Source organism: Mesorhizobium sp. 131-2-1, assembly GCF_016756535.1.
GTDB lineage: Bacteria > Pseudomonadota > Alphaproteobacteria > Rhizobiales > Rhizobiaceae > Mesorhizobium.
Genome location: NZ_AP023247.1, coordinates 2,468,582 through 2,481,878, shown reverse-complemented (window position 1 = coordinate 2,481,878; position 13,297 = coordinate 2,468,582). Strand labels below are relative to the sequence as shown.

9 protein-coding genes are annotated in these 13,297 nt (G+C 63.1%); 4 read left to right on the top strand and 5 right to left on the bottom strand.

Annotated features, from left to right (window positions below):
- Positions 1-4: 4 nt before the first annotated feature.
- Entirely contained in the window at positions 5-541 is a 537-nt protein-coding gene (locus JG743_RS12085) for an OmpA family protein (protein WP_202302593.1), read from the bottom strand.
- 259 nt (positions 542-800) lie between these two features.
- Between JG743_RS12085 and JG743_RS12080 the strand changes: the two genes are divergently transcribed.
- Positions 801-1,307 carry a DUF6931 family protein gene (locus tag JG743_RS12080; RefSeq protein ID WP_244673124.1) on the top strand — a complete coding sequence of 169 codons (507 nt, stop codon included), beginning with the start codon at positions 801-803 and terminating at the stop codon, positions 1,305-1,307.
- A 130-nt stretch (positions 1,308-1,437) separates the two neighbouring features.
- Here the strand turns inward: JG743_RS12080 and JG743_RS12075 are convergent, their stop codons facing one another.
- The 3 genes from JG743_RS12075 to ftsZ form a co-directional block, all read right to left on the bottom strand.
- A complete protein-coding gene (locus tag JG743_RS12075; RefSeq protein ID WP_202302592.1) occupies positions 1,438-1,725 on the bottom strand; it encodes a hypothetical protein in 288 nt (95 codons plus the stop codon).
- Between the two features lie 14 nt (positions 1,726-1,739).
- The gene (locus tag JG743_RS12070; protein WP_202300406.1) at positions 1,740-4,289 is read right to left on the bottom strand and encodes a caspase family protein; all 2,550 of its coding nucleotides are present in this window, start codon (positions 4,287-4,289) and stop codon (positions 1,740-1,742) included.
- A 388-nt stretch (positions 4,290-4,677) separates the two neighbouring features.
- Positions 4,678-5,670 carry a cell division protein FtsZ gene (gene ftsZ / locus JG743_RS12065; RefSeq protein ID WP_202300405.1) on the bottom strand — a complete coding sequence of 331 codons (993 nt, stop codon included), beginning with the start codon at positions 5,668-5,670 and terminating at the stop codon, positions 4,678-4,680.
- Between the two features lie 328 nt (positions 5,671-5,998).
- Here ftsZ and JG743_RS12060 point away from each other — a divergent pair, with 328 nt between their 5' ends.
- Positions 5,999-7,213, top strand: a complete 1,215-nt coding sequence (locus tag JG743_RS12060; protein ID WP_244673122.1) for an efflux RND transporter periplasmic adaptor subunit — start codon at positions 5,999-6,001, stop codon at positions 7,211-7,213.
- Positions 7,210-10,413: an efflux RND transporter permease subunit gene (locus JG743_RS12055; protein WP_202300404.1), complete on the top strand. Its 3,204-nt coding sequence runs from the start codon at positions 7,210-7,212 to the stop codon at positions 10,411-10,413. Before JG743_RS12060 ends, JG743_RS12055 begins: the two co-directional genes overlap by 4 nt.
- A gap of 338 nt (positions 10,414-10,751) precedes the next feature.
- Here JG743_RS12055 and JG743_RS12050 read toward each other — a convergent pair whose 3' ends face one another.
- Positions 10,752-11,483, bottom strand: a complete 732-nt coding sequence (locus JG743_RS12050; protein WP_202300403.1) for a GntR family transcriptional regulator — start codon at positions 11,481-11,483, stop codon at positions 10,752-10,754.
- 154 nt (positions 11,484-11,637) lie between these two features.
- On the opposite strand from JG743_RS12050, the gene JG743_RS12045 reads away from it, so the two are divergent.
- On the top strand, positions 11,638-13,296 hold the full coding sequence (locus JG743_RS12045) for an amidohydrolase (protein WP_202300402.1): 1,659 nt from the start codon (positions 11,638-11,640) through the stop codon (positions 13,294-13,296).
- Position 13,297 lies beyond the last annotated feature (1 nt).

Genomic DNA, 13,297 nt, shown 5'->3' with positions numbered 1-13,297 from the left:
CCGGCTACTCCGTTCTGATCCGCATTTCGACCCGGCGGTTGACCGGATCGTACGGGTTGGCGCTGCGCGGATGCGTCTTGCCCAAGCCGATCGCTTCGAGCCGGGCAGCTTGCACGCCATTGGCCGTCAGGAAGGCGGCCACCGATTGCGCTCGACGCTGTGACAGTTCCTGATTGTAGCGGGACGAGCCGGAGGCGTCGGTGTGGCCTTCGACAACGAAGCTGAAAGAGCTCAAGCGCTGGTCCTTCAACGCCTTGGCGAACTCGTCGAGCTCCGTGCGCGCGGTTGTGTCGAGCTGGGCTGAATCAAGCCCGAAATTGATCATCATGTCGAGGCCGGTTTTCTGGGCCGGCGCGTTCTTCGTCTCGGCCTTGCTCTTGCATTCGTCCTCGGTGCCGACGCAAATCCCGCGCGAAGCGCCTAGATTGCCCACTCCGGCAAAGAACTTCACAATGTCTTCCGATTTCTGCAGCGGATCGGCAAAAGCCTGACCAGACAAAAGCGCGACCGCAAACACAAAGGCTGAACTGCCCATTCGCATAACCGTTACTCCCGTTTGAGCATCCGATTTCGCCAGCCGCGGATCATACCAAATTCCAGCGCGACTGTCTGTCGGCCACGGCGAAAATATGCGGCATCGCCGGCAATGGCCGCCTGCCGGTCGAGCAAGACTTGACCGGCGCCTCGCCGGGCGCTTGAGTGGTTGTTGTTCCCCTGGGAGGCTGGCGGCCATGGCCAATGAGCTCCGATACAAAACGGCACGGGACCTTTTCGTGGCTTGTCCCGCTGTTGCCGCGGACATGAGCGCCCTCCCGACCGAACAGGCCTCGATCGAGTTCTGCCGCACCCTCCTCGCCGGGCCGGTGCCCGAGGAAGCGATCACCTTCTGTGCCTACCTGCTCGCCGAACGGGCCTCGGTGTGGTGGGCTCATGAATGCCTGAGCCACCTGCGCGACCTGCTCGACGGGCAGGACCTGGAGCTGCTCATGCTTGTCGGCGACTGGATAAGCGAGCCGGACAATCCCAGGCATCATGCGGCGCTGGGCAGTGCCGTGGCGCTGCCGCCGACGACGCCGGTCGCCTGGATTGCCCTGGCGGTGATATGGCGCGACGACGGTTTGGCCACGGACGAGGCGGCGATGCCTGCGATGCGGCCGTTCCCCGCTGCCCATGCGGTCAATGCCGGCATTCTGACGGGGCTGGCACGTGTCGCGCTCGCCGATCGCTTTTCCGTGCTTTCAGCCTTTGTCGAAATGGGCATCCAGACGGCGGAGATCGAGGCGCTGCGCCAATCTGCGCATGCCTAGGGCAATTCCAGGAAAAGGTGTGTTGCCGGCAGATGTTGAGCGAGCTTTTGAAAGCGATACGAAATCGGCTCAGCTGCAGCAAGGTGCGATCATCGCAACCGACTGGCCCTAAACACTGATCTGGCCACTCTCATCCCCAGCCACCCCCACCCCCACCGTTGCCGCCACCGCCACCGCCTAAGGGCGGAACGACGACGGGCGTGGTTTCCTCAACCGGCTTTACCGCATTCTTGGCCGTCACCTTTTTCCGTTTGACGACCTTGGTCTGAGGGGTCGTACTGACCGCCTTCTGCTGCGGCTCCGCCGCCACCGGCGTCGGCTCGGCCTTGGGCATCATGGACGTGCAGCCCATGAGCGCCACCATGACGCCGGACAGCGTTGCTGCGGTGATTGCCTGCTTCAATGTCCTGCCCACCATTGCCTCCCGGTTGATCAAAAAAGGTCCCTGCGCGGATTGGCTTCTTCCCACACTGCCCTGGCCGCGTTGACCAGCTGAGTGTCCAGCGAACCGCTCGCGGCGACCTTCGACTTGAGTTCCTGTTGCAACTGCTGCAGCGCCGCCGTTTTCGGCTTCGCTCCGAACTTTGCCAGCGTCTTCCTGGCCTCCGGCAGCTCCTTGCGAAGATCGAGCGCGGCCGCGAAGGCGAGGAAACGCGCGGCGACGGCCTGATCGGCCTTGTCGCCCTTTTGCATTTCGAGAGCCGCGCGATCGTAGGCGCCGGACTGATCGCCGCGCATGGTCCCAAGCTCGAACAGTCTTTGCGCTTCGGCGAGGTCCCGCTCCACGCCAATGCCGTCCCGGTACATGCGCCCGAGGCTGGCCGGAGCGTAGGGCTGGCCGAGATCGATGGCCCGCTGAAACAGCGTCAGCGCCATCTTCGGATCCTTGTCCACGCCCTGGCCGCTAAGGTAGTTCCGGCCGAGCAGGTTCATCGAATACATGTCCTGCCGCTGCACGCCGGCCTGAAGGAAGGCAACCGCGCGATCCGGGTCGGCGGTCACGCCATTGCGGCCCTCCGTGAAGATCGCGGCCAGATCGTTCATGGCATAGGTATGCCCCATGGCCGCCGCCTTGAGCAGCAGGTCCAGCCCGCCGGCCGTGTCAGGCTTGACGCCGTAGCCGTTGAACAGGGCGCGGCCCCAGGACGTCATGCCGTAGGGATCGCCCTTGTCCGACGCGGCCTTGTAGAGGGCATTGGCCTGCGTGCGGTCCTCAGCCATTCCGGTTCCGGTCGCATGCAGGTAGCCGAGTTCGAAGACGGCGCGGACATGCCCCTTCTTCGCGGCCTCCTCGATGGCTGTCCTGGCGTCATCGACCTTGCCGGCGGCAAGCAGCGCGCGTCCGAGTTCATATCGGAAGCGGGGTACATCTGGATAAGCCTTCACCGCCGCCTCGCAGGCGTCCACCGCGCCGGCGCCGATCTCGTTCGGCAACAGGCCGGGGACCACGCCTTGCAGGTCGAGGGGCTCACCGGCCGCCGTATCGCATGGATCGACGCTTGGCGAGAGCTTCATGGTGGCGGGCTTGGACGAATTGTTGTCCGCCCGGATTTCAAAACCGACGATGAGCGGTTTGACGGTGCCGATCTGGGGTTCGTACCGCAAGTGCTCGACCTCGTCGGCCATCAGGCTCGAGTCGGGCGTCAGTGTTCGGTCAGGCAGGGATAGCGTTCCCGTTGCGGGATAGCTCGCGACTTTCAGGCTGACCGCGGGATCCTTCGTCGGTAGATCCAGGTTCAGCGCAACCGGGCCGACGCCCACCGGAACACCGATGTCGCGGTTTTCGATCGCCTCGGCCGCGCCGGTGATGTGAATGCCACGTTCCAGCACCTGTTGCTTCTGCTCGGCTTCCAGCGAGGCCATGACCTGTTGCCCCTCGGCGCCCTCGCCGCTCTTGACGCGAAACACCAGTATACCCTGGCTTTGGCCGCCCCACTCGTCATGCGTGGCGTAGGCCAGCATATCCACCTCGTCCTGCGCGGCGGCGCCCTTGGGGACATCCATCTTCAGGCGCGGCAGATCCTTACCCTGGATCGGCTGGCCAAGCTCGACAGGCTTGCCGTCCAGCATCAGGCGGCCGAGAGCTGGCGGTCTCTCGATGCTGACGGTGACGGTTCCGCCGTCGACATCGACCGGCTGCGGCAGGCCGAGATCGACCGGGCCGACCCCCGACAACACGACCTTCTCCAGCACCGGCGGCAGCGAAGGCCGGGTGGCGCGGCGCATCAGCACGACCTCGTCGATCAGCGAGGAATTCTCCCAGGGAACCTGCTTGCCATCGGTGGCCTCGACCACGTCGCGGCGCACGGCGGCCATCACGGTGCGTATCTCCTGGTTCGGCGCCAATGCGCGGCGCGAAAATGCCGATGAGAAGGGACTGAGGTCACCGGTTCCGTCATAGGCGACCGAGCCCGGTTCGGTCGCGAAGGCGATCAGCGTGTTCAGCGAACTCTTGACCTGCGCGAGGCCGGCATTGCCGGCGGTGATCAGTTGATCGCGCAGCCAGTAGTCCTTCCGCGGGAACGGGTTGTTGCGGCAGGCGTCGAGGATGATCACCTGGATCTTCGATTTCGACCGCATCTGCTCCAGCACATCGTTGAGCTTGATCGCCTGGACCTCGATGTCGGCCGCCCTCTTCAGCGAGGCATCGACCGGGATCAGGAAATTCTCGCCGCCTATCTGGAAGCCGTGGCCGGAATAGTAGACGACAGCCAGGTCGGCGCCGTCGGCGGCGGCCAGATAGCTGCGAAACTGCTTCTCGAATTCGAGCTTGGTGAGATCCTTGGCCACGAACACGTCGAAGCCGGCGAGCCGAAACGTGTTCGACACATCCGCGGCATCCTTGTCCGGGTTCCTGAGCGCCGGGATTTCGCGATATTCGGAATTGCCGATCACAAGGGCAACCCTTCGATCGGCGCGAGCATCGAACGTCGTGAGGCCCACGAGGATCAAGGCTGCAATGAACGCGCAGCATCGCAGCATGGCAAATCCTTAACTGCTATGACCTGTCGACCACAAGAACGCAGCTTGCGGTGTCAGGGTCTGTTAAAGAGTTCACAATCTGCCGAAACAGGAACTGAGAGAGGCGCCAAGGCGAATGCGGGCGCATTCCTCATCCAATCACTTTCTAAACTACCCCAGAGGCGGAGGTTCCGCAATGATCTGAGCCGGCCTGCCGCTGTTGCGGTCCGCAACCCGCAGCGGCGGCCTCGCCGCGAATATCCGAGCGTCGCCCATCGCCTCCAGGACGCGACCATGGCGGAGCAGAAACGATCGGCTGGCCGACCTGGCGCGCCCGGCTGCGGCTAGACCAGATCAAAGGTTGGGTGACGGTCCGGCCAGTGCGTCGCCTTTGGACAGGCCGAGCGCTTCAAGCGATCCTTTGCTCTGGCTGTGCAATGTCCACGCTCTTGCGTAGGCCCGTCGCGACGACCGATACCCGGAATTTCCCGGCCAATGCCTGGTCGAAGATGGCGCCCACGATAATGTCGGCGTCGGCGTCGACCTCTTCCCGTATGCGTGTTGCAGCCTCATCGACCTCGAACAGCGTCATGTCCGTGCCGCCGCAGATCGATACGAGCAGGCCTCTGGCGCCTGTCATGGAAGCCTCGTCGAGCAGCGGATTGGCGATCGCGGCCTCGGCCGCAGTCCTTGCACGACCCTCGCCGGAAGCCTCGCCGGTTCCCATCATCGCCCGGCCCATGTCCCGCATCACTGACTTCACGTCGGCGAAATCGAGATTGATCAGGCCTTCTTTCACGATGAGATCCGTGATGCATCCGACACCCGCGTAGAGAACACGGTCCGCCATGGCAAAGGCGTCGGCAAACGTGGTCCTGGCGTCGGCGACCCTGAAGAGGTTCTGGTTCGGGATGACGATCACCGTGTCGGCGCACTCGCGAAGGCGTTCTATACCCTCCTCCGCGGCCTGGGTCCTCCGCTTGCCTTCGAACACGAAAGGCTTGGTAACGACGGCCACCGTCAAAATGCCGGCATCGCGTGCGGCACGCGCAATGACCGGCGCAGCGCCGGTCCCTGTGCCGCCGCCCATGCCCGCCGTGATGAAACACATATGGGTTCCCGCGAGATGATCCATGATCTCGTCGATGGATTCCTCCGCGGCCGCGCTGCCGACATGGGGCAAAGATCCGGCCCCCAAGCCCTCTGTCACATGCGCGCCCAACTGGATCAGCCGCGACGACTTCGACATGGTGAGCGCCTGGGCATCAGTATTGGCGACGACGAACTCGACGCCCTGCAGGCCCTCGGTGATCATGTTGTTGACGGCGTTTCCGCCGGCACCGCCGACGCCGACAACGGTGATCTTAGGCCTCATCTCCAGGATTTCCGGCTTGGCGGTCATTTCTCATCTTTCTACCGAAAGCACCTGCCGCTCCGCCGCACCATCATGCGGAACCCCAGCAACGAGCACACGAATCAGTCAGCCCCCAGCGACATCAGGGAATCAGAGCAGAGGCCGCCCTGCAAGGTCTGTTCAAGGGTCGGCCGGAGGTCACAGGCAGCGCGCAAGAACAGTGCCCGGTGGCGGGGCAGCCGCAGGGTGGACATTTCAGCCCATATGGAAAATGATCATGCTGCCATGCACAACACTGCAGTGTTCTGATCTCGACGAGAAGCCTGAGCGTAGAAGCTGATCAACCGACCTGCGGGTCCAGCGAGCGAGGACGCAAATGGACACTCCAGAGGATGCGCAATTGCATCGCGGCGCAGTCGGGCGACCCCGTCGATCGGTCGGCTGGCATGCTCGCGCCGCCGTGTCGGCGGCATTCCTGCTCGGCATCGCTTTCAGCAGCACTGCGTTTGCGCAGGACCAGCAGCTACCCGTAGTGACGGCAGCCAAGCCGGTGGTCCGTGAAATCGTCGAAGACGACGAGTTCGTCGGGCGCTTCGAAGCCGTCGACGAGGTCGCCATCCGTTCGCGCGTCAGCGGCTATCTGGACAAGGTCAGCTTCCAGGACGGCGCACTGGTCAACAAGGGCGACCTGCTCTTCACCATCGACCAGCGTCCGTACCAGGCGGCTTATGATGCCGCCAAATCGCAAGTGGACGTCGCCAAGAGTTTGCTCGAATTCTCCAAGATGCAGCTGGATCGCGCCGACGAACTCGCCAAGACCGGCAATATCTCAACCGCGACGGTCGACGACCGGCGGCGGGAATACCTTTCGGCGCAGGCGCAGATGCAGGGCGCAACCGCTGCGTTGACGACGGCCAGCCTGAACTTGGAATTCACGGAGATCAAGGCGCCCTTGTCCGGCCGCATCGACCGCCGGCTGGTGTCGGTCGGCAACCTCGTGCAGCCGGATTCCACCTTGCTGACGACCATCGTTACACGCGATCCGATCGACTTCTATTTCGACGTCGATGAGCGCCTGTATTTCAGTTACGCCCGCGACGCGAAGGTGCGAGGCGGCAGCATGCAGGAAGGCGCCGGCGGGCTCGATGTGGTGGTTCACGTCGCCGACCGCGCGGAGGCGGTATTCAAAGGCAAGCTCGATTTTGCCGAAAACCGGATCGACAACGCGACCGGCACCATGCGGGTGCGTGCGAGGTTTCCCAACGCCGACGGCGTTCTCCAGCCAGGCATGTTCGGGCGCATCAACGTGCCGGGGTCGCTGCCGCATAGCGGCGTGCTGGTGCCCGACGAGGCGATCGGCGCCGATCAGGATCGCCGCATCGTGTTCCTGGTGGATGAGGCCGGGATGGTGTCGGCGAAGCCCGTGCGCACCGGCCCGCGTCTCGACGGCTATCGGGTGATCCGCGAGGGCCTGACCGGCAACGAGACGATCATCGTCAACGGGCTGATGCACGCCAGGCCCGGCACCAAGGTCAAGGTCGAGATGGTGACGTTGCCGCCCAAGGCCGAGACAGCCGAGTTGCAGCAATGAGGTTCGCACATTTCTTCGTCGACCGTCCGATCTTCGCATCGGTCGTTTCGATCGTCCTGCTGATCCTCGGCGGGATTGCTTATACCCAGCTGCCGGTCGCGCAATATCCCGAGATAGCGCCGCCGACCATCGTCGTTCGCGCGCAGTATCCGGGCGCCGACGCCGAGACGGTCGCAGCGACGGTGGCGACGCCGATCGAGCAGGAGATCAACGGCGTCGAGGGTATGCTCTACATGTCGTCCTATTCGTCTGGCGACGGGGCGATGGCGCTGACTATCACCTTCAAGCTGGGCACCAATCTCGACCAGGCGCAGGTGCTGGTGCAGAACCGCGTGTCGGTCGCAGAGCCGCGCCTGCCCGAAGAAGTCCGCCGCCTCGGCATCACCACCACCAAGAGCTCGCCCGACCTGATGATGGTCGTGCACATGCTGTCGCCCGACAATACCTACGACCAGCTCTACGTCTCGAACTACGCCCGCTCGCGGGTGCGCGACATACTGCTCAGGTTAGACGGCGTCGGCGACCTCATCATCTTCGGCGAACGCGAATATTCGCTGCGCATCTGGCTCGATCCGGAAAAACTGTCCGCCCTGGGGATGACCTCGGGCGATGTGGTGCAGGCGCTGCGCGACCAGAACGTCCAGGTGTCGGGCGGCTCGATCGGCGCGCCGCCGACCAACACCGGCACGGCATTCCAGTACACGGTCACCACGCAGGGCCGCTTCAACGACGCACGCGACTTCCGATACGTGATCGTGAAATCGACCGACGACGGCCGCCTGATCTCGCTGCAGGACGTGGCGCGCATCGAACTCGGCGCCAAGGATTACGTCACCAACTCCTATCTCAACGGCAAACCGGCAGTGGCGCTCGCCATCTTCCAGCGGCCGGGCACCAATGCGCTCGCCGCAGCCGCGGAGATCCAGGACAAGATGAAGGAGCTTTCCCGCGACTTCCCGAAGGGGTTGAGCTACGACATCGTCTACAATCCGACCGAGTTCGTCGCCGAGTCGATCTACGAGGTCTACAAGACGATCCTCGAGGCGATGCTGCTGGTCATCATCGTCATCATCGTCTTCTTGCAATCGTGGCGCATGGCAATCGTGCCGATCGTGGCGATCCCCGTGTCGCTGATCGGCACGCTGGCGGTGCTTTACGCCGCCGGCTTCTCGCTCAACATGCTGACGCTGTTCGGCCTTGTGCTGGCGATCGGCATCGTCGTCGACGATGCGATCGTCGTGGTCGAGAACGTCGAGCGAAATATCGCCAGTGGGCTGGCGCCCAATCCGGCGTCGCACCTGACGATGAACGAAGTCGGAACGGCGATCATCGCGATCTCGCTGGTGCTGATAGCCGTGTTCGTACCGACAGCCTTCGTCCCCGGCATTTCTGGGCAGTTCTACCTGCAGTTTGCGATCACCATCGCGGTGTCGACGGCGATCTCGGCATTCAATTCGCTGACCCTTTCGCCGGCGCTGGCCGCACTGCTGTTCAAGCCGCACCACGCCGCGGCGGCGCCGCCGCGCTTTTTCCTGGCGCGGTTCGGACGGGCGCTCGCCGACGGCTTCAATCGCGGCTTCGACAGGGTCGCCCATTGGTATTCGAGCATCATCCGCGTGCTGGTCGGCTCGCGGATAGCGATCGCCGCCATGCTGGCCGTTTTTGCAGCCCTCATCTACGCCACGGTCTACATGGTGCAGGCCGTGCCGCGCGGTTTCATCCCGTCGCTCGACCAGGGCTATGCGATCGTCGTCGTCCAGTTGCCGGATGGCGCCGCGCTGTCGAGGACCGATGCAGTCATCCAGCAGGCGTCGCAGATCATCCAGAAAACGCCAGGCGTCGACTACGCAGTCGCCTTCGCCGGTTTCTCCGGCGCGACCTTCACCAACGCCAGCAACCAGGGCGTGATCTTCGCCAGGTTCAAGCCGTTTGACGAGCGACTGAAAGCCGGCCAGTCGGCGAGCCAGGTCATCGGCAATCTGTTCGGCAGCCTGCAAAGCATCAAGGAAGCCTTCATTATCGCGCTGCCTCCGCCGCCGATCCGTGGCGTCGGCAATGCCGGCGGTTTCAAGCTGCAGATCCAGGAGCGCAACAGCGCCGACATGCGTCAGATCCTGGCGCTTGCCTACGAAATCGCCGGCAAGGCCAACAAGACGCCGGGGCTGACGGGCGTGTTCACCACGTTCTCCGCGTCGAGCCCGCAATTCTTTCTGGCGATCGATCGCGACAAGGCGCGCATCCTGAACGTGCCGATCCCCAACATCTTCGAGACGCTGTCGATCAATTTGGGCACCGCCTACGTCAACGACTTCAACGCTTTCGGGCGCGTCTACCAGGTGCGGGCGCAGGCCGACCAGGCGTTCCGCCTCGATCGCGCCGACATCTTGAAACTGAAGGTGCGCTCGGCGACCGGCGCGCTGGTTCCCCTCGGCACGTTGATCGAGATACGCGACGTCACCGGCCCAGCGCTGGTCCAGCACTACAACATGTACGTCTCGGTGCCGCTGCAGGGCAACGCCGCGCCCGGCGTTTCCACGGGCGACGCGCTGGCATTGATGGAAGGGATCACGGCAAAGACGCTGCCGGCCGGTACCTCCTATGAATGGACCGAGCTCGCCTTTCAGGAGCGCAACACCGGCAATGCCGCTGTCTATATCTTCGGACTGTCGGTGCTGTTCGTGTTCCTGGCGCTGGCGGCGCAATATGAAAGCTGGGTGCTGCCGTTCGCCATTGTGCTGGTGGTGCCGCTTGGCGTGCTCGCGGCGTTGCTCGGCGTGTCTTTGCGAGGGCTGGACAACAACATCCTCGTGCAGATCGGCCTCATCGTGCTGATCGGGCTTGCCGCCAAGAACGCGATCCTGATCGTCGAATTCGCGCGGCAGGCGCAGGAACGCGGCCTGTCGGTCGCCGAGGCTGCCGTCGAAGCCTGCCGGCTCAGGCTGCGGCCGATACTGATGACCGCCTTCGCGTTCATCCTCGGCGTCGTGCCGCTGATGATCGCAACAGGTCCGGGTGCAGAAATGCGCCAGTCGCTCGGCACCGCGGTGTTCTCCGGCATGCTCGGCGTCACCTTCGTCGGCCTGTTCCTGACGCCAGTGTTCTACGTCACGCTCAGGTCGCTGTTTTCACGGCGCAAGCCCCGTGCCGAGGCCGAGCCTTCGGGGCCGGCAGAGGCGCCATCGAAGACGGCCGCCGAGTAGGGTTACGAATTCGCCGCGTCGGGCGCGGCTTATCGCTCCAGAAAATCGGCGCGGCGCGGCAACGGCCACGATCTGCGGACCTCGGCGTCGCTAGAGTGATCAGTTCCCTCTTTCTGACGCCTTAACACTTCCTCAAATTTTCCGCAGAGCCGGCCGTTCTGACCCGAAGCCGACTCATGCATTGCGCGAGGTGAACGGCAGCTCTTGGGCGCAAAGCTGCATTTCATGTGACGGCGTGCCTAAATCCGGCTTTGGGTAGCCGCTGACGGCGACTTCACGCTAGTGCTTCAAATCAATGCAGCAACTGATTGGGTTTGTCGCAAGGGGAGCCCGAAAACTCAAACAGCCAGACCCGGTCGCGCCTGCAACTCCTCGCTTCGGGATAGATACAGATCGCGCAGATCGCGCTGTCTGAGCATGAGGTCCAGGATACCATCCCTCGATTGCCGGATATGACGGCGGGATTCGCGGCAGGCTGTGTCGACGTCCCTGGCAGCGATCGCTTCAACAATCATGTGATGGTCGTCACGCGCCGCCTTCCAGTCGTTCAACTGGGTCAATTCCATCCAGACATAGACTTGGCACTTGTCCAAAAGTCCGTTCAGCATTTCCGCGAGCATGGCGTTGGCGCTAAATCGCGCGATTGCGCGATGGATTTCCATGCCGATCTGCATCTCTTCCAGCCGGGCACGCGGAGATGGATCGGTTTGCGCCAGGCGCTCGCAGTCCGCGACCAGGCCGCGAAGCAGTTCCACCTCATCGAAGGTGATGCGGGCGATCGCCAAGGTCGTCGCATAAGCGTCTAGCTCTGCCCGGATGTCGAACACATTCCGGAGCATCGTTTCGTCAAATTGAACCACCGCAAATCCAGTGCGGGGACGTTCGACCACAAGCCCGTCACGCTCCAATCGATTAAGTGCCTCGCGCACCGGCGTCCGGCTAACCTGAAGCTGTTCGACGAGCTCCAGTTCAGTAATTCGTTTCCCCGGTGACAGCTGCCCGGTGACGATCATGGCCTTGATCGATTCATACGTCGACTGACGCAGATGGCCGCGGGCAACGTCGTTCATGGGGCTCCTAACACCGGCTGGCGTCGACGCGGAAATAGGTACCGGTTGACTCGCGCATTCGCAAGCGCATAATGTATACAACAAAGTATTCAAAAAATGTAGTCAATTGCTGACCCGACTGGAAGGGAGTTGGGAGGCTGGGGGAGCGTCATAGATGCAAGCGGACATAGTGGTCACGAATGCAAGGATCCTGACCATGGACCCGGCGAGCCCGGCGGCCTCTGCGATGGCAGTCGCAAACGGACGAATACTCGCTGTTGGCGACGCAAGCGAAGTCCTGCCACTTGCCGGCAATTTGACCCGGATAATCGACGCTGCCGGCCGAAGCGTGCTGCCAGGCTTCATCGAAGCGCACATGCATGTGTTTGGCGGCGGCGCCATCCTCAATGACCTGTTGCTGACGGGCACGAAGGGTAAAGCCGCGATCCGCGAGAAAGTGCGGGCTCACGCCGCGGCAAATCCGGAGGCAAGGGTCCTTTTTTGCCAGGGTGCCGATTATGACATGCTCGATGGCAGCCCGATCGACCGGCATTTCCTCGACAGCATCCTCGATGACCGGCCCCTGGCCTTCGTGGCCTTTGACCATCACACGATGTGGGCCAACACCATACTGCTCAAGGAAGTCCGGCTTCTCCATGGAAAAGCCCTGGGCCCCGGCAACGAGGTGGTCATGGGCCCGGACGGCCTTGCTACCGGCGAACTGCGCGAAGTCGAGGCCTTCGGACCGGTCAATGTCTATGCTGGCACCTTTCGTTCGTCGCTGGGGCTCTCCACGGGGGGCGAGCCGCCCGAACCGCCAACGCCTGAGGAAAGGGCGCTAGACCGGGCATCCATAAAAGCCGCCCTGGCCTGGTGCGCCAGGCACGGGATCACGTCGATCCACAACATGGACGGAAATCTTTACACACTGGAACTGCTCAACGAGATCCAGGAACAGGGCGCCCTGCTCTGCCGCGTCAAGGTTCCCTTCCATTTCAAGAACTTCATGACGGTGGACATGCTGGAAAAGGCGTCCCGCATGAATGACGATTATCGCGGGGACTGGCTGAATTCCGGTCTCGTTAAGGCGTTTTATGACGGCGTGATCGAGGGCTACACCGCTTATCTCGTCGATGGCTATGCTGACAGGCCTGAGTTCACCGGGGAACCGCTCTTCACGCAGGCCCAATTCACGGAAATGGCGATCGAGGCGGACCGGCGCGGTTTGCAGATCGCCGTGCACGCGATCGGCGACGGTGCGGTGCGCGCGGTCTTAAACGGCTATGAAGCCGCCATGCAGACGAACGGCCGGCGGGACGCACGCCACCGGGTCGAGCATGTCGAGGTCATCCAGCCCAACGACATTCCGCGCTTTGCAGCCCTTGGCGCCATCGCGTCCATGCAGCCGCCCCATCCCCCAGGCGTGATGGATTTCCCGCTTGAACCGGCCAAGACCCGCATCGGGCCCGATCGCTGGCCGCTTGCCTATGCCTGGCGGACTTTAGAGCAGGCGGGAGCCCATGTTGTCTTCGCGTCGGATTGGCCGGTGGCGCGGATCGATGTTTTGGCTGGCATCCACGCTGCCGTCAACCGCAAGCCCTGGGCGCCGCATCTGCCAGACCAGAGCTTCACCCTCCACGAGGCGATTGCGGCCTATACGATCGAAGGCGCCTATGCCGAACACGCGGAAGACCGGAAGGGACAACTCAAACCCGGTCATTTCGCCGATTTTGTCCTCCTATCCGGCAATATCGAGGCCGTTTCACCCGAGGAGATCAACACCCTCTCGCCCGCACTGACCGTCTGCGGCGGTCGCGTGACCTTCGAGGCCTGAT